Source organism: Lacisediminihabitans profunda (assembly GCF_008040105.1).
GTDB classification, from domain to species: Bacteria; Actinomycetota; Actinomycetes; order Actinomycetales; family Microbacteriaceae; genus Lacisediminihabitans; species Lacisediminihabitans profunda.
On sequence record NZ_VRMG01000005.1, the window covers coordinates 272190 to 291573 of the forward strand.

General features: G+C 67.1%; 20 protein-coding genes and 1 tRNA gene. 18 read left to right on the forward strand and 3 right to left on the reverse strand.

Features of this window, described 5'->3' with window-relative positions; all coding sequences use genetic code 11:
• The first annotated feature begins 76 nt into the window (after nucleotides 1-76).
• Nucleotides 77-1483: an HNH endonuclease signature motif containing protein gene (locus tag FVP33_RS05785; RefSeq protein WP_147782687.1), complete on the forward strand. Its 1407-nt coding sequence runs from the start codon at nucleotides 77-79 to the stop codon at nucleotides 1481-1483.
• Between the two features lie 89 nt (nucleotides 1484-1572).
• Here FVP33_RS05785 and FVP33_RS05790 read toward each other — a convergent pair whose 3' ends face one another.
• The gene (locus tag FVP33_RS05790) at nucleotides 1573-2328 is read right to left on the reverse strand and encodes an SDR family NAD(P)-dependent oxidoreductase (RefSeq protein ID WP_147782688.1); all 756 of its coding nucleotides are present in this window, start codon (nucleotides 2326-2328) and stop codon (nucleotides 1573-1575) included.
• A gap of 256 nt (nucleotides 2329-2584) precedes the next feature.
• On the opposite strand from FVP33_RS05790, the gene FVP33_RS05795 reads away from it, so the two are divergent.
• Entirely contained in the window at nucleotides 2585-3949 is a 1365-nt protein-coding gene (locus FVP33_RS05795) for an MFS transporter (RefSeq protein WP_246142245.1), read from the forward strand.
• Here FVP33_RS05795 and FVP33_RS05800 read toward each other — a convergent pair.
• A complete protein-coding gene (locus FVP33_RS05800) occupies nucleotides 3946-4713 on the reverse strand; it encodes a CPBP family intramembrane glutamic endopeptidase (RefSeq protein ID WP_187270592.1) in 768 nt (255 codons plus the stop codon). The two genes, FVP33_RS05795 and FVP33_RS05800, sit on opposite strands and share 4 nt — an antisense overlap.
• A gap of 75 nt (nucleotides 4714-4788) precedes the next feature.
• Between FVP33_RS05800 and FVP33_RS05805 the strand changes: the two genes are divergently transcribed.
• The 9 genes from FVP33_RS05805 (at nucleotide 4789) to FVP33_RS05845 (ending at nucleotide 12918) form a co-directional block, all read left to right on the forward strand.
• Entirely contained in the window at nucleotides 4789-5487 is a 699-nt protein-coding gene (locus FVP33_RS05805) for a nucleoside triphosphate pyrophosphohydrolase (RefSeq protein ID WP_147782690.1), read from the forward strand.
• Between the two features lie 315 nt (nucleotides 5488-5802).
• Nucleotides 5803-6438: a TetR/AcrR family transcriptional regulator gene (locus FVP33_RS05810; protein WP_187270593.1), complete on the forward strand. Its 636-nt coding sequence runs from the start codon at nucleotides 5803-5805 to the stop codon at nucleotides 6436-6438.
• Nucleotides 6439-6490: 52 nt separating this feature from the next.
• A complete protein-coding gene (hisS, locus tag FVP33_RS05815) occupies nucleotides 6491-7819 on the forward strand; it encodes a histidine--tRNA ligase (protein WP_147782692.1) in 1329 nt (442 codons plus the stop codon).
• 40 nt (nucleotides 7820-7859) lie between these two features.
• Nucleotides 7860-9140: a phosphopyruvate hydratase gene (gene eno / locus FVP33_RS05820; protein ID WP_147782693.1), complete on the forward strand. Its 1281-nt coding sequence runs from the start codon at nucleotides 7860-7862 to the stop codon at nucleotides 9138-9140.
• A gap of 53 nt (nucleotides 9141-9193) precedes the next feature.
• Nucleotides 9194-9712 (forward strand): FtsB family cell division protein, encoded by a 519-nt coding sequence (locus FVP33_RS05825; RefSeq protein ID WP_147782694.1) that lies wholly within the window; start codon nucleotides 9194-9196, stop codon nucleotides 9710-9712.
• Nucleotides 9713-9720: 8 nt separating this feature from the next.
• A complete protein-coding gene (locus FVP33_RS05830) occupies nucleotides 9721-10227 on the forward strand; it encodes a DUF501 domain-containing protein (protein WP_147782695.1) in 507 nt (168 codons plus the stop codon).
• Nucleotides 10209-11465, forward strand: a complete 1257-nt coding sequence (locus FVP33_RS05835) for a S8 family peptidase (RefSeq protein ID WP_246142189.1) — start codon at nucleotides 10209-10211, stop codon at nucleotides 11463-11465. Before FVP33_RS05830 ends, FVP33_RS05835 begins: the two co-directional genes overlap by 19 nt.
• Before the next feature lie 13 nt (nucleotides 11466-11478).
• A complete protein-coding gene (locus FVP33_RS05840; RefSeq protein ID WP_147782696.1) occupies nucleotides 11479-12807 on the forward strand; it encodes an NAD(P)/FAD-dependent oxidoreductase in 1329 nt (442 codons plus the stop codon).
• Between the two features lie 37 nt (nucleotides 12808-12844).
• Nucleotides 12845-12918, forward strand: a tRNA-Leu gene (locus tag FVP33_RS05845).
• 168 nt (nucleotides 12919-13086) lie between these two features.
• Here the strand turns inward: FVP33_RS05845 and FVP33_RS19435 are convergent.
• Nucleotides 13087-13299, reverse strand: a complete 213-nt coding sequence (locus tag FVP33_RS19435; protein WP_187270594.1) for a hypothetical protein — start codon at nucleotides 13297-13299, stop codon at nucleotides 13087-13089.
• A 155-nt stretch (nucleotides 13300-13454) separates the two neighbouring features.
• Here FVP33_RS19435 and FVP33_RS05855 point away from each other — a divergent pair, with 155 nt between their 5' ends.
• The 7 genes from FVP33_RS05855 to FVP33_RS05885 all read left to right on the forward strand — a co-directional run bounded on the left by FVP33_RS05855 (nucleotide 13455) and on the right by FVP33_RS05885 (nucleotide 19378).
• Nucleotides 13455-14075, forward strand: a complete 621-nt coding sequence (locus tag FVP33_RS05855; RefSeq protein WP_147782697.1) for a dihydrofolate reductase family protein — start codon at nucleotides 13455-13457, stop codon at nucleotides 14073-14075.
• 205 nt (nucleotides 14076-14280) lie between these two features.
• Nucleotides 14281-14700, forward strand: a complete 420-nt coding sequence (locus FVP33_RS05860) for a YciI family protein (protein WP_147782698.1) — start codon at nucleotides 14281-14283, stop codon at nucleotides 14698-14700.
• Between the two features lie 23 nt (nucleotides 14701-14723).
• Nucleotides 14724-16031 carry an RNA polymerase sigma factor gene (locus FVP33_RS05865; RefSeq protein ID WP_147782699.1) on the forward strand — a complete coding sequence of 436 codons (1308 nt, stop codon included), beginning with the start codon at nucleotides 14724-14726 and terminating at the stop codon, nucleotides 16029-16031.
• Nucleotides 16032-16414: 383 nt separating this feature from the next.
• The gene (locus FVP33_RS05870) at nucleotides 16415-16618 is read left to right on the forward strand and encodes a hypothetical protein (protein WP_147782700.1); all 204 of its coding nucleotides are present in this window, start codon (nucleotides 16415-16417) and stop codon (nucleotides 16616-16618) included.
• A 114-nt stretch (nucleotides 16619-16732) separates the two neighbouring features.
• Nucleotides 16733-17866, forward strand: coding sequence for a glycosyltransferase family 4 protein (locus FVP33_RS05875; RefSeq protein WP_147782701.1), 1134 nt, complete (start codon nucleotides 16733-16735; stop codon nucleotides 17864-17866).
• Nucleotides 17867-17877: 11 nt separating this feature from the next.
• Nucleotides 17878-18750, forward strand: a complete 873-nt coding sequence (locus FVP33_RS05880) for an SGNH/GDSL hydrolase family protein (RefSeq protein WP_246142190.1) — start codon at nucleotides 17878-17880, stop codon at nucleotides 18748-18750.
• A complete protein-coding gene (locus FVP33_RS05885; protein WP_147782703.1) occupies nucleotides 18743-19378 on the forward strand; it encodes a DedA family protein in 636 nt (211 codons plus the stop codon). Before FVP33_RS05880 ends, FVP33_RS05885 begins: the two co-directional genes overlap by 8 nt.
• The last annotated feature ends 6 nt before the right edge of the window (nucleotides 19379-19384 follow it).

The following is a 19384-nucleotide window of genomic DNA, read 5'->3' on the forward strand; positions in this document are numbered from 1 at the left end:
TCTAAAACCATTAAAATAGCTGATCAGAGCCGTTATTTAACTAGCTTTTCGCCTCCTGAAGTGGGAGAATATAGCCATGACATTGACCCTCGAAACCCCACGGGAAGCGGCCATGGCCGCGACCGAGGTGTGGACGGTTCCGGGGGAGCAGAACGGGCTCAACCACGGGTTCGGCAGCGGAGATGCGCGGGAATCCCGCCTGCTCGACGACCTCGAGAGCGCCTTCGCCCAGCGGCGCCTCATCGACGCAAAGATTGCCAGACTCTCGGTGGATGCCGGCGAGATGATGAAGGCGGCGCGAGCCGTCGAGGCGCCCCACGTGGAGCAGTCGAGCCGCAGCGTGGCCGAACTGCTCGTGGACGTCGGCCGCATTTCGCGAGCGGAAGCCCACCGCTACTACCGCGTCGGGCTCGCGACCGAGCAGCGCTGGACGCTTGTCGGGCAGCCGCTTCCCATCGAATACGGTCTGGTGCGCGGCGCGCTGGACGACGGCAGCATCCCGCTGGACTCCGCCAACTACATCGTCTCGGCTCTCGCTCAGGCCGCCCCTCGGGCCGACGCCGACGACCTTCTTGCCGCCGAGGACGCTCTCGTCGCCTTCGCCCGCGAATGCCCGGCAGACCTGGTGCGCAGGGTGGCGAACTCGTGGCGCGAAGCGCTCGACGTCGACGGCATCGAGCCCCGGGAGGAAGCCCTCGCGGCGCTGATCTCGTTGCGCCGCACCATCCGCCCGAACGGCATGAAGCGCTACATCATCGACGCAGACCCCATCGGTGCCGCCTATCTGGATGCCGCGATCGACTCGCATGTCGGGGCCAACATCCGCCGCCCCAGCTTCGCCAGCGCCGATTCAGGCGCGGGCAGCGCAGCCACCGACAGCGACAGCGACGCGGATGACGCGCTCGTCGCCCAGCGCACCATCGCCCAACTCGGCGCCGAGGCGATCTTCGAGCTCGCCCGACACGGCATCGCCTGCACCAACCCGGAGATTCCGATCCGGGCGGCCACGATCGTGGTGCGGATGACGCTCGAATCCCTGCTCAGCGGGCTCGGTGAGGCGAACATCGACGGCATCGAGCAGCCCATCTCGGCGGCAACCGCCCGCTGGATGGCCGCGGAAGCCAACATCATCCCCCTGGTTCTCGGCGCAGACGGCCAGGTGCTCGACCTCGGCACCACGCAGAGGCTGTTCAGCCCGGCACAGAAGGTGGCCATGGGCGAACTGTTCGGCGGATGTGCCTGGCGCAACTGTCAACTATCGCCCAGCCATACCGAGGCCCACCATCTGGTGTGGTGGCGAAACTCGGGTCGATCGGATCTTCGAAACGGCATCCTGCTCTGCTCGAAACACCATCACGAAGTCCATCGCAACAATTGGCTGATCGAGGTGCGGGACGGCGTTCCGTGGTTCATCCCGCCCTCGACGATCGATCCCCGGCGCACTCCCCGCCGAGGCGGGAAGGCACCGCGGCCAGCGCTGTAGACCGGCGACCGCGACCCGAGGGACCCGACCAACTCGACAGACGAAACCACCGAACCCCGCAAGGCCCGTCAAAGCGTTCGAGGCCGCCGTTACTGCGCCACGTACCCGCCATCCACCAGGTGATAGCTGCCCGAAATGAACGAGGCAGCATCAGAGGCCAGGAAGCAGACGAGCGCCGAGACCTCCTCCGGGGTGCCCAGGCGACCGAGCGCGTGCTTGGCGGCCAGGAACTGCTGCGTGGCGGCATCCAGGCTCGAGTCCACGAGGGGAGTGTGGATGAACCCCGGACCCACCGCGTTGGTGCGCACCTTCTTGCCGCCGTACTCGAGGGCCGCGTTCTGGGTGAGTCCCAGCAGACCGTGCTTGGCGGTGACGTAGGCGGAGGAGGAGGCGAAGCCCACGGCGCCGAGAATCGAGGCCATGTTGATGATGGATCCGCCACCGTTCTCCGCCATGGAGGGCAACTGCTCCTTGAGGCCGTAGAAGACGGCGTTGAGGTTGACCTCGATCACTCGGCGCCAGCTCTCGAGCGAATAGTCGCCGATCAGGGCCTGCTCCCCGCCGATGCCCGCGTTGTTGACCGCGATGCGGAGGGGCGCGAGCGCGTTCGCGTCCGCCACGCAGGCAACAGCGAAGTCGGGGTCGCTCACATCGCCCACGATCTTCTCGGCGGTTCCACCGGCCGCACGAATCTCGTCGACGACGGCCTGGGCCGGTTCACTATTCATCTCCGCCACGATCACGGATGCGCCGTTCGCGGCGAGTTCGAGGGCTATCGCGCGTCCGATGCCGGAGCCCGCCCCGGTCACGATCGCCGAGCGGTGTGCCACGTCGTAGGTTGCCATCTGATGCTCCCGTTCTGGTTGTTGGGTCTCCAGCCTGTCCCCGGCGAGCCGGCGCCGATTGAGTCTTTTGGCCCTGTCTTGGCAGGCCGCTGCTCGGGAGGCGCGGGAATGGATCCCGGCCCCCGAGACTTTGACGTGGGGTACCGCAATGATGTTGGTACCGCACCGACCAGCAAAGGGGCAACGAGTGAGCTCGACCGTCACACGCGCCGACATCGGCTTCCGTTCCGAACGGGGACCGATCCTCATCGCCCTCATGGTCACGACCGGCCTCGTCGCCATCGACTCGACAATCCTCGCGACCGCGGTCCCCTCGATCGTCAAGGATCTCGGCGGCTTCTCCGAGTTCCCCTGGCTGTTCTCCATCTACCTCCTCGCGCAGGCCGTGTCGGTGCCCGTCTACGCCAAGCTGTCGGATGTCGTGGGACGCAAGCCCATCATCTTCATCGGCATAGGCCTCTTTCTTGTCGGCTCGATCCTGTGCGGCTTCGCGTGGAGCATGCCCGCCCTCATCGCGTTCCGCGCAGTGCAGGGACTCGGAGCCGGCGCTGTGCAGCCGATGGCGATCACGATCGCGGGCGACATCTACACGGTGGCCGAACGCGCGAAGACGCAGGCCTACCTCGCCAGCGTGTGGGCCGTCTCCTCGGTGGTGGGTCCGACCCTCGGCGGCGTTTTCTCGCAGTACCTGACCTGGCGCTGGATCTTCTTCGTGAACGTGCCCCTGTGCATCCTGGCGGTGTGGCTGCTGCTCAGGTCGTTCCACGAGAAGATCGAGCACCGCGCGCACAAGGTCGACTACCTCGGCGCGACCCTGCTCACGGTATCGCTGAGCCTCCTGATTCTCGGCGTACTCGAGGGCGGACGGGCCTGGGCCTGGAACTCGCCCCAGAGCATCGGCGCCTTCGTGGCGGGCGGCCTGCTGCTCGTGGCGTTCGTCTTCGCCGAGAAGCGCGCAGCGGAGCCGGTACTGCCGCTCTGGGTGTTCTCCCGCCGCCTACTGCTCACGACGGCGCTCGTCTCGGTGGGCGTCGGCGCGATCCTCATCGGTCTCACCTCCTACGTGCCCACCTATCTGGAACTCGCCCTCGGCACGACACCGATCGTCGCCGGCCTCGCCCTGGCGTCCCTCACCATCGGCTGGCCGATCTCGGCGGCGCAGTCCGGACGCCTCTACCTGCGGATCGGGTTCCGCAGCACCGTGCTCATCGGGATGACGCTGGTCGTGGCCGGCGCCGCCGTGCTCGCGGCGTCCTCCCGCACCCCGATGCTCGCCGTGGTCGCCGGCAGCTGCTTCGTCATCGGTCTGGGGCTCGGCCTCGTCGCCTCACCGAGCCTCATCGCCGCCCAGGCGAGTGTGCCGTGGAACGAACGTGGCGTCGTCACCGGCACCAACCTTTTCTCCCGCTCGATCGGAAGTGCGGTGGGCGTGGCGATCTTCGGCGCGGTGGCGAACGCGATCTTCGCCGCCTCCGGAGGCAGCGAGAAGAACCCGGCGACCGTGATCGCCGCCTCGTCGAGCGTGTTCATCTCGGTGGGGGTCGTCACCCTCGCGACCGTCGTCGCCGCCCTCACCATGCCGCGCAAGACGGTCGAGCTGGCGGAGCCGCAGCAACCCTAGTCGCGAGTGTGCACCCGGTAGACGAGCACGGGAATGAGCGCGAGCGACCGCAGGTCGATGAGGGCATGCGCCACGATGGCGGCGAGAATGCTGCCGGTGGCCAGGTAGAGCACCATGAGCGCACCGCCGATCACGATGGACCCGACGATGCCCGCCACACCCTGGTACACGTGCAGGGCGCCGAAGAGCAGGATGCTGCCGACCACGGCGACCACGGCGTTGCCGAACACCCCGAAGATGAGGGCCGGCATGGCGAGTCGAAAGAGCAGCTCCTCCACGACGCCGGCGTTGATCGACAGGGCGATGCCGTAGCGCAGCTCCTTGCGATCGCGGGGCAGCAGGGCACTGATATCGCCGATAGCGGGCACATCCACGGTCTTGCGCGCCAGGTAGACGGCAAGGACGGTTCCGCCCACAAGCGCCACCGCGAGGCCGATGGCGAGGCCGGGCACCAGCCCGTTCGACCTCTCGACGACACCCGAGAACCACACGGACACCGGCCACCGCCGCACCTCGGCGAGGAGCCTCGGCGGGTACTGCCAGACGAGGGCGAGAATCACGATCGAGGCTCCGCCGAACATCACGAGCGAGTCGATGAGCCACTTGCGGAACATCCGCCGACGGCTCTGGGAACTCCGATAGCGCTTGAAGCGAGAGTATTCCCGGCGATCCTTGCGCACGGCCCGAACGATGAGAAGCGCGAGCACCGCCCAGAGCACGCCCCCGAGGATCAGCGAACTGGTCGGGGAATCGGGGGAGAGCACGCCCCATTGTCTCCCGGGCGGCCCATCGCCTCCCGGGCGGGTTCGGAGCCCGCCCGCTGGTGCAGGATGGGAGGCATGACCGATCTGCCGACCAGCCCGCCGCATCCGAAGCTCGACGAATTGATCGCGGTGCTCGCCAGGCTCCGCGCGCCGGGCGGATGCGCCTGGGACGCCGAACAGACCCACGAGTCCCTCGTGCAGTATCTCATCGAGGAGACCTACGAGCTCGTCGACGCGATCGAGGGCGGCAGCCGCGAGGAACTCATCGAGGAACTCGGCGACGTTCTCTACCAGGTGATCTTCCACTCCGACATCGCCTCGGCGAGCGAAGGCGAACGGTTCGACATCGACGACGTGGCCGCGCACATGACCGCGAAGATGATCGGGCGCCACCCGCATGTGTTCGGCGACACGGTGGCGGAGACCGCCGAGGACGTGATCGCCGTCTGGGACGACGTGAAGGCGGTCGAGAAGTCCCACCGCACGAGCGTGCTCGACGGCATCCCGCTCGGCATGCCGTCGCTCGCGCTCGCCGACAAGCTCATCGGCCGCGCCCAGAAGATCGGCGTGATCGAGGCCGACGCCCCCGCCGTGATCGGAGTGAGCGACGAGGGGGAGCTCGGCGGACTGCTGCTCGCAATCGTGGCCTCGGCGAAGGCGAACGGGTTGGATGCCGAACGCGCCTTGCGCGTGACCCTGCGCGGCCTGCAAGACGAGATCCGCGAGGCGGAGGCCGATCCCTTCGACGCGGGAATCATCGGCACGGCGGGCTGAGCCCCAGCGCCTCGGAGGACGAAGGGGCCTCGGAGGGCGGAGGGATGGTGCCCCCCTCAACCCGAATGAGAGGGGCACCCAGCCCGGGAACCGTTTTCGCTGGGAATTCCGCAGTGAAATGGTTGCACCGGACTCAGGTCCGTGGATTACCCGATCCACAGACCTGGACATAGTTCCGAGTCAACCTCGACCAGAACGTGAGTGTCGGCCGCGCGGTTCAGCACCGGATAGGTATCGACGATGTGACTTCGCGTGCGCCAAAAGCGAGTGTAGCCGCCTCCACCGCAATAGACAAACGTGCGTTATGTTAATCGCGTGGCGCGCAAACCCGACCCGGAACGCAAGCCCGCCCTGCTTGCCCAGATCGTGGATTTTCTGCTCGACAAGCCGCTCTCCGCGCTCACCTTCCGCACCCTCGCGAGCGGGCTCGGGGTGAGCACGTACACGCTCGTCTATCACTTCGGTACGCGTGCGGACCTCGTGCGGGAGATCGTCCTCTCCGTCTCCGAACGCCAGGATCTGGTGGTGGCGGCGGTCCAGGGGGAGTCGGGCGATCTCGAGGAACACCTCGCCAACCTCCGTCGGTCCTGGGAGCTCTCGCTCACCGAGCGAAGCCAGCAGCTGCGACGCCTCGAGTTCGAGGCCGCAACCAGCGAATCCCGCCAGCACGGACTCGGCCAGATCACCCGCGGACTCTTCGACCGCTGGTTCTCCACCGGGGTGGAAGCGCTCGTGCGAATGGGCATCCACGAGGAGGAGGCGACCCTCGAGGCGCGAACCATGGTGGATACCATCTACGGACTGCACTACGACCTCATGGTCACGAAAGATCCCGAGCGGGTGTCTGCCGTGTTCGCGCGAGTGCTGCGCGGCTATGAGGCGCGGATCGCGAGGCTCGCCGCCGAGGGTGCCGGCGAGCTCGCCGCCGAGGGCGCCGGGCCGGCCGAGTAGCCGCTCCCCGACGCTGCCCGACCCGGGGCGGCTCCCGTGAAACAATCGACACATGGCCAGCCCAGTGAACCCTCCTCGCGGCATGCGCGACTTTCTGCCGGACGAGAAGGCGCGACGCGAACACGTGCTCTCGGTGATCCGTACCGTGTTCTCCGCCCACGGGTTCGACGAGATCGAGACTCCCGTGATGGAGGACTCGGCCCGCCTGCACGCCGGTCTCGGCGGTGACAACGAGAAGCTCGCCTTCGGAGTGCTCAAGCGAGGACTCACCACCGAGGACATCCAGGCGGCGAAGGATGCCCTCGACCTCGCCGACCTCGGCCTGCGCTTCGACCTCACGGTGCCGCTCGCCCGGTTCTACGCGACCCACCGGGCCGAGCTGCCGACCGTGTTCCGGGCCATCCAGATCGCACCGGTCTGGCGAGCCGAGCGTCCCCAGAAGGGGCGATACCGCCAGTTCGTGCAGTGCGACATCGACATCATCGGCGAGGCCGGACCGCTTGCCGAGATCGAACTGCTCACCGCGACCGCCGCGACAATGACCGCCCTGGGACTCGCCGACTGGACCATCCGGGTCAACGACCGGCGACTGCTCATCGGCATGCTCGACACCTTCGGCTTCGACGCGGCCGACCACGATTCGGTGCTCGTCACGATCGACAAGCTCGACAAGGTGGGGCCGGATGGCGTCGTCGCCGAGCTCCGAGCCAAGGGAGCAGGCGCCGCGGCCGTCGATGCACTCGACGCCTTCTTCCGGCGGCCGCAGACCCTCGAGTACCTCTCGTTCGGTGAACGCGCGATCGCCAAGGCGCTCCCGCCGGACGCTGACCCGGCCGTCATCGCCGAGCTCGCGGCCATCGGCCGCGCCGTCAACGCCGGCGTCAACGCCGACGTCGGTGCCGGCACGTCCGACGACGCCGGTATCTCCTCCTCGGTGGTGGAGTTCGACCCGTTCCTCGTGCGCGGCATGGGCTACTACACCGGCACCATCTTCGAGATCGCGCACCCGGCATCCTCCAGTTCGCTCGGTGGCGGCGGTCGGTACGACGGCATGATCGGCCGGTTCCTCGGCTCCGACGTGCCGGCGGCGGGCTTCTCCATCGGATTCGAACGAATCGTCGACCTCGTCGAACTGCCGGCGGATGCGGGAGTCGGCGGCGTCGCCCTGGTCTACGACACCGACGTGGCGGCCACCACCCTGATGCACCTCAAGTCGGAACTCATCGCGAGCGGCCGCCGGGTGCGGCTGGAGCGTGCCCCGCGCAACATCAAGCCCCTTCTCGAACAGCTGGTGGCATCCGGTTTCACCGAGATCGCGACGGTGCCGAGCGGCGCCGTCACCGTGGCCGAACTGAAGTTGCGCAAACTCGGCGCCGAGTAGGATAGCGAACGCAAATCCCCCAACGTTAAGGAGTCCCGTCGTGGCTTTGATCGAAGCAGTAGGCGCCCGCGAAATCCTCGATTCCCGAGGCAACCCGACCGTCGAGGTCGAGGTGCTGCTGGAAGACGGAATCGTCGCTCGCGCCGCCGTTCCCTCCGGCGCCTCCACCGGCGCCTTCGAGGCCTACGAGCTTCGCGACGGAGACAAGAAGCGCTACGGCGGCAAGGGCGTGCAGAAGGCCGTCTCGGCCGTCATCGACCAGATCGGTCCGGTGATCGAGGGCTTCGACGCCACCGACCAGCGCCTCATCGACGCCGCCCTCATCCAGCTCGACGGCACCGAGAACAAGAAGAAGCTCGGCGCCAACGCGATCCTCGGCGTGTCCCTCGCCGTGGCGAAGGCCGCGGCGGACTCCGCCGACCTCCCGCTGTTCCGCTACCTCGGCGGACCGAACGCTCACACCCTCCCGGTGCCGCTGCTCAACATCATCAACGGCGGCTCGCATGCCGACAACGACATCGACGTGCAGGAGTTCATGATCGTTCCCCTGGGCGCCGAGACGTTCAGCGAGGCCCTCCGCTGGGGCGTCGAGACCTACCACTCCCTCAAGTCGCTTCTTCACTCCAAGGGCCTCTCGACCGGCCTCGGCGACGAGGGCGGATTCGCCCCGAACCTGTCGAGCAACCGCGAGGCGCTCGACCTCATCGCCACCGCGATCGAGCAGGCCGGGTTCACCCTCGGCACCGACATCGCGCTCGCGACCGACGTCGCCGCGACCGAGTTCTACAAGGACGGCTCGTACCACTTCGAGGGCAAGCAGCTCTCGGCTCTCGACCTCACCGCGTACTTCGCGGACCTCGCGGCCAACTACCCGCTCGTGTCCATCGAGGACCCGCTGCAGGAGGACGACTGGGAGGGCTACCAGCACTTCACCGCCGAACTCGGCAACAAGGTGCAGATCGTGGGAGACGACCTCTTCGTCACCAACCCGATCCGCCTGCAGAAGGGTCTCGACCTCTCGGCGGCCAACTCCATCCTCGTCAAGGTGAACCAGATCGGTACCCTCACCGAGACGCTGGATGCCGTGTCCCTCGCGCAGCGTGCCGGCTACACCGCGATCCTCTCGCACCGCTCAGGCGAGACCGAGGACACGACGATCGCGGACCTCGCGGTCGCGACCGACTCCGGCCAGATCAAGACGGGCGCCCCCGCCCGCAGCGAGCGCGTGGCCAAGTACAACCAGCTGCTGCGCATCGAGGAGGAGCTCGGCGACGCCGCGGTCTACGCGGGACGCAAGGCGTTCCCGCGCTTTCAGGGCTGAAACGGCGGGAGGCCTGAACGGGTTTCCCCGCGGGCACCTTTAGGCTCGACAGTATGACGAAGCAGGCTCGAGGCACGCGCGTGCCCACCACGCGCGTGCCCGTGAGCATGCCGGAGGAGAACGCCTCCGGGCAGTGGCTCCGCAGCATCCGTCTGTCCGGTTTCGCCATCACCGCGCTCAGCCTGATCGTGCTCTTCGTGGTCGTGCTGGCCCCGTCGCTGCGCATCTTCATCGACCAGCGCCAGCAGATCGCGGCCCTCGAGGCGCAGAACGCGGCGGCGAAGGCCGCGGTCGGCACCCTCAAGGAGCAGAAGGCGCGCTGGGACGACCCCACCTACGTGGAGTCCCTCGCCAGGCAGCGCCTCAACTACGTGATCCCCGGCGAGTTCAGCTACCTCGTGATCGACGACGGCAAGACGGCCACCGCGCAGAGCGGGCAGCCGATCAGCGACAAGATCCAGACCACCCAGGTGGACTGGCTCGGCTCGCTGCTGTCGTCGGTCTTCACGGCCGGACTGACGGATGCCCCGGCGAACAAGATCGTCGCACCGGTGATCACCGGCAGCCAGTAGAGAGCACCATGACCACACCCCCCTTCGAGCCGCCGAGTGCCGCCGACATCGACACCGTGTCGCGCCAGCTCGGCCGCCCGGCCCGAAACGTGATCGGGATCGCCGCGCGCTGCGTCTGCGGTGCGCCCACCGTGGTCGCGACGAAGCCCCGCCTCGACGACGGCACCCCGTTCCCCACGCTCTATTACCTGAGCCACCCCGCGGCGACCGCGGCGATCTCCACCCTCGAGGCGAACGGCGTGATGACCGAGCTCGCAGCGCTCCTCGCCGACGAGACCGTCGCCGCCGGGTACCTCGCCGCACACGAGGCCTATCTCAACGACCGCAACGGCATCGAGTTCGTCGCCGAGATCGACGGAATCTCCGCCGGCGGAATGCCGGAGCGGGTGAAGTGCCTGCACGCCCTCGTCGGGCACTCCCTCGCCGCCGGCCCGGGAGTCAACCCGATCGGGGATCTCGCGCTCGAGCGGGCGGACTGGTCGCCGACGGTGTGCGAGTGCGTACCGGAGCAGTGAGGCCGGTCCGCGCGGCCGTCCGAGCCGTGGTCGCCACCACCCTGCTCGCGCTGGCGGCCTCCGTGCTCCCGGCCGGCACGGCATCCGCCGACTCCATCCGGGACCGGGAATACTGGCTCTCCAGCTACGGCATCACCGCCGCCTGGTCGACCACCAAGGGCGCTGGCGTCACCGTGGCGGTCATCGACACCGGGGTCGACGGCAGCCACCAGGACCTCACGGGCACCGTCGTCGGCGGCACGGATGTCTCGGGCGTCGGCTCGCCGGACGGCCAGAGGCCGATCGGCGAGGATCCGCAACACGGCACCATGGTCGCCTCGCTGCTCGCCGGACACGGACACGGCGTGGACGCCGGGGTCATCGGGGTCGCGCCCGAGGCGAAGATCCTGGCCGTGTCGGTCGGATTCGGGGTGGGCTCGACGGACTCCGACGACCAGATCGCGAAGGCCGTGCGCTGGTCGGTCGACCACGGCGCTTCCATCATCAACATGTCGCTCACCCGCAACACCCTCGACTGGCCCACCAGCTGGGACGACGCCTTCCTCTACGCGATGAAGCACGACGTGATCGTGGTCGCCGCCGCCGGCAACCGGGGGAGCGGCACCACCGAGGTGGGCGCCCCGGCGACGATGCCCGGGGTGGTCGTGGTGGCGGGCGTCGACCGCAACGGCAAGGCGAGCTTCGACGCGTCATCGCAGGGGATCACCCTCACGGTGTCCGCACCGAGCGAGGACCTCGTCGGCGCCGGCCCCGGCGGCGGCTACTTCTCGTGGGCGGGAACGAGCGGGGCGACACCGCTCGTGTCCGGACTGCTCGCCCTCATCCGGGCGTCACATCCGGGGCTCGACGCCGGTAACGTGATCAACCGGCTCACGGCGACCGCGACGAAGGCCGGTGACTCGATCGTCTACGGCAGCGGGCTCATCAACGCGCAGGCCGCCGTGACCGCGACCGTGCCGGCGGTGAAGGCCGATCCGGCCAGAGACCTCGCGGAATGGATTCGACTCAATCGGCGGGCGGCGGCGACCGCGACCCCGGTACCGACCCCCACGTCGAGCCCGTCATCCACCCCGACTCCCGTCGTGTCGGCCCAGAGTCCGTTTGGCAAAGTCTTGCCATCGGTTGCCGCGCTGAGGGACCTCGGCGTGCCCCTCCTGGTGTACGGAATCTTCGCGTTCCTGCTCGTTATAGTGGTTCGCGGGGCCCGGCGCGAGTTCGAGCGAAACCGACGCAAGTAGTAGATTGTAGGTCGTGCCCAAAATCTTGATCGTTGGCGGCGGATACGCCGGTTTCTACACGGCCCTCAAACTCGAACGCGCTCTGCGCCCCGGCGAGGCGGAGGTCACCATGGTGGACCCCCTGCCGTACATGACCTACCAGCCCTTCCTCCCCGAGGTTGCCGCCGGTTCGATCGAGCCTCGCCACGCGGTGGTTTCGCACCGCCGGCACCTCGTCAAGACGAAGGTCGTCACGGCGAAGGTCACCAACATCAGCCACGCCACCAAGACCGCGACGATCACTCCCGCCATCGGCGAGGCGTGGGACGTCGAGTACGACATCATCGTCGTGACCGCCGGTTCGGTGTCGCGCACCTTCCCGATCCCCGGTGTCGCCGACGAGGCGATCGGTCTCAAGAACATCGAGGAGGCCGTGGAGATCCGCGACCGCATCCTCGGCAACTTCGACAAGGCGGCCAACCTCCCGGCCGGCCCCGAGCGCGACCGCCTGCTCACCTTCACGGTCGTCGGCGGAGGCTTCGCCGGCATCGAGGTCTTCGGCGAGATGCGCAGCCTCGCCAGCTCGCTGCTGCGGTACTACCCCACCCTCACCTTCGATGACACGCACTTCCACCTCATCGAGGCCATGGGTCGCATCATGCCCGAGGTGTCGCTCAAGACCAGCCTCTGGGTGATCAAGAACCTCGCCCAGCGCGGCGCGGAGATCCACCTCGAGACGCAGCTCACTTCCGCCGTCGGCGGCAAGATCGAGATGTCGAACGGGCAGACCTTCGAGACCGACCTCATCGTCTGGACCGCCGGAGTCATGGCCAACCCCGTGCTGCGCAACACCGACCTCCCCATCGAGGAACGCGGACGCCTGCGCGTCGCCGCCGACCTTCGCGTGATCAACGACGACGGCGTTGTTCCGGATGCCTGGGGCGCCGGCGACGTCTGTGCCGTCCCCGACCTCACCGGTGCCGGTGTCGGCGGATTCACCGTGCCGAACGCGCAGCACGCGGTTCGGCAGGGCAAGCAGCTTGCCAAGAACATCATCGGCCACCTCCGCGGCGACGAGCCCAGGGAGTACTACCACAAGGGCCTCGGCGCCGTCGCGGGCCTCGGCCTCGGCGTCGGCGCGTTCCAGTCCGGCCGCTTCGCCGTCACCGGCCTGCTCGCCTGGTTCATGCACCGCGGCTACCACGGTCTCGCGGTTCCCATGTGGGAGCGCAAGATCCGCGTCTTCGGCAACTGGGTCCTCAACTTCTTCTTACGTCGCGACATCGTCTCGATCGAGGCGCGGGTCACTCCGCGTCACGCCTTCGAGGAGTTCGCATCACGGCCGAAGGTCCCCACGGCGTAGGTTTTTCCCTGCCGGCGGCCTAGTCTGGCGATGCTTCGCCCCCATAGCCCAATCGGCAGAGGCAGACGACTTAAAATCGTCCCAGTCAGGGTTCGAATCCCTGTGGGGGCACTTCGCCGACGGCCAGAATCCCGGAATTCCGGGGCTGAATCGGGTATCAGGCGTCGCGAAGGCGGCGGGAACTCGGCCGGCGACGTCGAGCTTGCCGTCCCGAGGGACCGGCACGGGATCTTCACCCCGACGAGATGCTCGTGTCGTGATAGAAGCCACAGGCGAGCACTATCGCCGGTTCGGGTCGTTCTCCTGCGGGTGGCGGGCGCGGCCGCGCATGTTTCCTGCTCCGTTGAAAATGAATGCGATGATCAGGGCCAGGCTGAACGGCCACGTGTCGTAGTGCCAGAAGAAACGGCCGACAAATCCCAGGCCGGCCAGGGTCAGCATCACCCAGTACACAGCCCCGGCGATCGTCATCCGTCTCCACGCAGTGATCACCAGATCAGTATGCGCCCTCGTGCCCTCAGAAATGAGAATTCTTCCCACCGCGAGCCGGGGCGAGTTGTAGGGTAGTGCCGAGCCCGCCCAAGGTCTACCCTCCCGTAGAGGGTGTCGGTGCTTCCCGGCAATCGTGGCTCAGCGAAGGAGTGGACGTGGCCGGCCGATTCGTGTACTGGATGAATGTCTCGCTCGATCTTTTCATCGAGCGAGAGGCGGGCGAGCACGGTGACATCGAAGGGCCCAGTTGGATCCGTCTGGGTGAGCCGCTGCATCGCGAATTCAACGCTCGCGCGCGGGCGATGTCGATGATGGTTCAGGGCCGTAAAGTCTACGAGATGATGGATCCGTTCTGGCCGAACGCTCGCACGGACGAATCCCTGCCGGGCTTCCTGCGCGAGTACGGCGAGATCTGGACGAACATACCCAAGGTGCTCGTCTCGCGCACGCGCACGACGGCCGAACACAACACGCGCATCATCGGCGGCGACAACGCGATCGAACAGCTCGCCGTGCTGCGGCAGGAGACTGAGGGAGACATCGGCATCGGTGGCGCGAATCTCGCCACTCAGCTGTTGCGGGCTCACCTGCTCGACGAGCTCTTGCTGTTCACACACCCGGTCGTGCTCGGAGCCGGCCGGCCACTCTTCGATGCTCTTGACCACCCCATCGAACTCGACCTCGTGGAACAGGGTTCGTTCGACCAAGGAGTGACGATGCACCGCTACGCGGTGCGCGGGGCGTTGGTCGGATCGGCTCCAGATCTGACGAACTGAACGTCCGGCTTTTGGGCGGGCTGACTGAACACGTTGCGCGGGACAATGCGGTCATAGCCGGTCCGGCCTTGATCCTGCGGTGGCGCGAACCGCCTCCCTCGGAAAGCATCCAAAGATTCTTCAGCATTTGTCGATTTGGCATCGCGCCGTTCGACCTAGGGGTGAGAAGCTCGAACAGCGACCTTCCAGAATCAAGGAGTAGAAGATGGCCAAATACATGCTGATCATGCGCGCGACGGACGAGTCGTTCGCGAATTTCACGAGCGTCGACTTCACGGAGATCCTCGAGGCGATGGGCAAGTTCAACGACGAGCTGATCCGGGCCGGCGTGTTGCTGGCGGCTGAAGGCCTCGACGACGCGAACAACGGGGTCGTGGTCGACTTCACGGGGGAAACGCCGGTCGTGACTGACGGTCCCTACGGAGAGACCAAGGAGCTGTTCAACGGGTACTACATTCTCGACGTCGCATCGATTCAGGAGGCTGTCGAGTGGGCCAAGCGCGCACCGATGACGGCGGGCAGCAAGACCGAGATCCGTCGCGTGCCGTCGATCGATGAATTCCCTCAGGACAACGTCTGGATCCAGAAGGAGCGCGCCTGGCGCGAGCAGACCGGGCAGCTCTGATCGAGTGAGGCAGTTGGGATCCGATGAGTAGGGCCGAGGCGAGGCGCGCCGTCGAGGCGGTGTGGCGGATGGAGTCCGCCCGCATCGTCGGTGCCCTCGCCCGCTATACCGGAGACTTCTCGCTGGCCGAGGATCTCGCCCAGGAGGCACTCGCTGAGGCGCTGGTTTCCTGGTCGGTCAACGGACTGCCGGCCGAGCCGACCGGTTGGCTGCTCACCGTAGGCCGTCGCCGGGCGATCGACGTCTTTCGACGCCGGTCCGCCCGCGACGAACGGTACGTTCTGCTTGCCCGTGACCTTGACGAGGAGTTGCCCGGCGTGGACGTGCTGTTCAATCCCGACGCCATCGACGATGACGTGCTCGCCTTGATGTTCATCTCGTGTCATCCAGTGCTGTCGAAGGAGTCACGGATCGCATTGACACTGCGGGTCATCGGCGGACTCACGACCGACGAGATCGCCAAAGCCTTCCTGGTGCCCGCGCCGACGATCCAGGCGCGCATCACCCGCGCCAAAAAGACGCTTGCGGCCGCCGAAATCCCCTTCGTCGTTCCCGAACCGCACGAGATAGCCGAGCGGCTCGGCTCGGTGCTTCAGGTTGTCTACCTGATCTTCACGGAGGGCTCGTTCGCATCGGCTGGTGAGGAGTGGATTCGCACGGATCTGGCCAGCGAGGCGCGCCGACTGGCTCGTGTGCTGGTGCGACTCAAGCCGGAGCCCGAGGTATTTGGGCTGATCGCGCTATTGGAACTCACTGCGGCCCGTTTTCCCGCGCGACTCGACGAACTGGGCCGCCCCGTGCTCCTGGAGGACCAGGATCGACGGCTGTGGGACCAGTCGGCGATCCGGCGCGGACGTGCGGCCCTCGCACGAGCCGTGGACGCCGGACATGGACTCGGCGCGTACGGTCTCCAGGCATCCATCGCCGAGTGTCACGCGGTGGCGCACTCGGTTGCCGAGACCGACTGGCAGCGGATCGTCATCCTCTACGAAGCCCTCGGACGGCTGACACCATCGCCCATCATCGAACTGGGTCGTGCGGTCGCAGTCGCGATGGCCTCCGGTCCGGCGGATGGCCTCGCGCTGGTGGACGCGATCGCGTCACGCGGCGAACTGGCCGGCTCGCACCTGCTCCCCGCGATCCGCGGGGAAATTCTCACCCGACTCGGCCGCCCGGACGAGGCGCGGACCGCACTCCTGCAGGCCATAGAGCTGTGCGGGAACGCCGTCGAACGCGCAGCCCTCCAGCGAAAGGTCAACGACATCGGCGACCACCGGGGCACCGCCGCTGAACCCGCCACGAGCAATGTTCCACAAGGAGAATATCCGTAATGTCACTGACAAATCCTGATCCAAGAGTCACGCAATACATCGATGACTCTGAGGCTTTTGCCCAACCGATCCTCAATCATCTGAGAGAGCAGATCCATCTGCACTGCCCCGCTGTCGTGGAATCAATCAAGTGGGCTAATCCGCATTTCACATGGGATGGGACCGTTCTACCGGGCGAGTAGATCCGAGATCATCTCGTATTACGGAGGGTCGTTCAGGAACTACCTCGTCAGCGCGCTCATCGGATCGATTCCGATTCTGGTCGCGAACTGGAGCCGAACTCTGTGGCCCCGTCTCGCGGTGTCAGTGGCGTTGATTGCCGTCCAACTGATCACAGGAAGCATTTTCGTACTCACCCCACGGGCCGCCTGAACTCGGGCGGGGTGGATTTCGCGTTCTCCTCGCCGCCGGTAAATCGCGGGGGACATGATTGGGACATCCCGAAGTCCAAACGACTCCCGCGAACGATGCATCGCGGCGCCGGCGATATCGATCGATTGGGCGGGCGGAGCGTCGAATGGCTGGTGTTGCGGAAGGATGCCGACACTGTAGCCGCAGCAATCCTCGACGTGATCGCGAAGACGTGAGGCGGCGGTCGCGCATGACCCGCGAGCCTTCGCGCCCCAAGAGTTCACCATCCCCTCAATCGACAGACACTCAAAAGTTGAGCCCCGAGAAGCCGCGGATGAGACCGTCGAGGCATGAGGATCGCGATTGTCGCCGAGACCTACCTTCCCCTCGTCAACGGAGTCACACACTCGCTGCAGCGCGTGCTCGAGCATCTCGTCCGCCGGGGCGACGAGGTGCTGGTGATCGCCCCGGCGGCGGTCGGGGCGAATGACGTCGACCAACGCGATGGTGTGAGTGTCGTGCGGTTGCCGTCTGTTTCTGTGGCCGGGTATTCCGATGTGCGCCTTGCCGTCGGCGGAGTCTCGCGGGTGCGCCGCCTACTCGCGGGTTTTGCGCCCGACATCGTTCACCTCGCCTCGCCGTTCGAACTCGGACGCCGGGCGATACGCGCGGCGGAGCAACTGGGAATTCCGACCGTCGCGGTGTACCAGACGGATGTGCCCGGCTACCTCGGGAAGTACGGCGTCCCATTCCTCGAGGCCTGGGCGTGGCAGCGAGTCGCCGCGATCCACCAGCTCGCGACCCTCACCCTGGCCCCCTCGCTCTCCGCGGCACGTCAGCTCGATGCGCACGGCATCCCGAGGGTCGAACTCTGGGGTCGCGGAGTGGACACCACCCGCTTTCATCCGGGCAAACGAAGCGCGGCATTCCGGGCGAAGGCGGCACCGAACGACGAGGTCCTCATCGGCTACGTGGGACGTCTCGCGGTGGAGAAGCAGGTGGAAGACCTGGCCGCCCTCGACAACATCGAGGGCACTCGGGTGGTGATCGTCGGAGACGGTCCAGAGCGGGAGGCGCTCGAGGCCGTGCTGCCGAACGCCTACTTCACCGGATTCCTGGGCGGGGAACAGCTCGCCACTGCCCTGGCGAGCATCGATCTCTTCGTGCACCCGGGGGAGCTCGAGACCTTCTGCCAGACGATCCAGGAGGCGATGGCCTCCGGAGTGCCGGTGGTGGCGACCGGCCGGGGCGGCCCGGTCGACCTCGTCGACCCGTCGCGTACCGGCTGGTTGTACACACCGGGCGACCTCGGGCAACTGCGCCGCCACGTCGTGGACCTCGTCGGAGACGATGCCAAGCGTGCCGCGTTCGCCGAGGCCGCGTTCCAGAGTGTGCAGGGTCGCACCTGGCCCGTGGTCTGTGAATTGCTGCTGCACCACTTCGAATGCGCGATCGCCGAGCACGCGCTTCTTGCCCGGCGGTGACGGGAACGGCGGTGACGGGATCGGCCGCGGATCCGAGCTCGGGAGAGGGGGCCACCACGGTTCGCCTCTACGTCGCGCTGGGCGACTCGTTCACGGAGGGCGTCGGAGATCCGGATCCGCGCCTGCCGAACGGGGTGCGCGGCTGGGCCGATCGAGTGGCCGAGAGACTTGCGAAGGCGGAACCCGGCTGGCAGTACGCGAACCTGGCCGTGCGCAGCAAGAGGCTGCGGGATGTCGTCGCAGACCAGCTGGACTCGGCGGTGCGACTGCACCCCACCCTCATCACTCTCTACGCCGGCGGCAACGACGTGATGGACCCCGGCACGGAGATCGGATCCCTCCTCGACGACTACGAGAGACTCGTGGCCGCTCTGGCGAAGACCGGCGCGACCATCCTCTTGTTCACCGGCTACGACGTTCCCCTCTATCCCGTGGTCTGGCTGTTCCGGCGCCGAAACCACGCCTACAACGACGGCGTGCGCCGCATCGCAGAGAAGTACGGCGCGACACTCGTGGACTATTGGACCTTCGAGGGCTACGAAGACAGGCGGATGTGGTCAGCAGACCGACTTCATCTCTCGAAGGCAGGCCACAAGGCGCTCGCCGCCCGGGTGCTCGATGTGCTGGCGGTGCATCACTCGATCAACGCCAAAAAGATCAAGGCCAAGAAGTTCGCGCCGCTCGAGTCGCGGTCGACTCGACGGTGGCTGATCGACCAGAGCCTGTGGGTGCGCGACTGGGTGGTTCCGCTGCTTCATCGCAAGATCAGGCGGGTGACGCTCGGTGACTGGCTGGAGCCGCGCTGGCCGCATCCCGTGGAGGTTCCGCCGAAGGGTGGCTTGCGTCGCCTGGTGAGAGACCGCGAAGCCGGGCCCCGTGGCTGACGTCGCCGATCTGATCTACGCTGTGGCCCGGTCGCCGTGGGCACTGTTTGCGTTGGTCGGCCTGCTCGTCATCGACGGGTTCTTCCCGCTCGTGCCGGGGGAGACGATGGTGGTCACGCTCGCGGCGCTCGGCGCATCCGGCCACGGACCCGAGCCCGTCGCCGTGCTGGTGGTGGCCACCGCGGCGACCATGGTGGGAGACGGAATCGCCTTCCTGATCGGGCGTTCGATCCATCCGGCGCGCAGGGTCTGGATGCGCGGATCGAAGGCGCAAACCGCGCTGCTGTGGGCATCCGGCCGAATCGAACGCAACCCGGGTACCATTCTCGTCGGCGCGAAGTTCCTCCCGTTCGTGCGCGTGGCGGTGACGATGACGGCAGGGGCGAGCGGCCTCCCGGCGTGGAGATACCTGGTCTTCTCCCTCCTCTCCGCCACGATCTACACGGCGTACCACGTCGGGGTCGCGGTTGCGGCGGGAGAACTGTTCATCGCCGACCCGTTCGTCGGGCTTGCCGCGTCGATCGCGTTCGGGATTCTCTCCGCGACGGCGATCGGCGGCATTCACGGAATGGTGACGCGGGCCCAGCGCTCGCGGGCGGCCGCGTCCGTCGAGCACGGGGATTTGTAGCCTGAA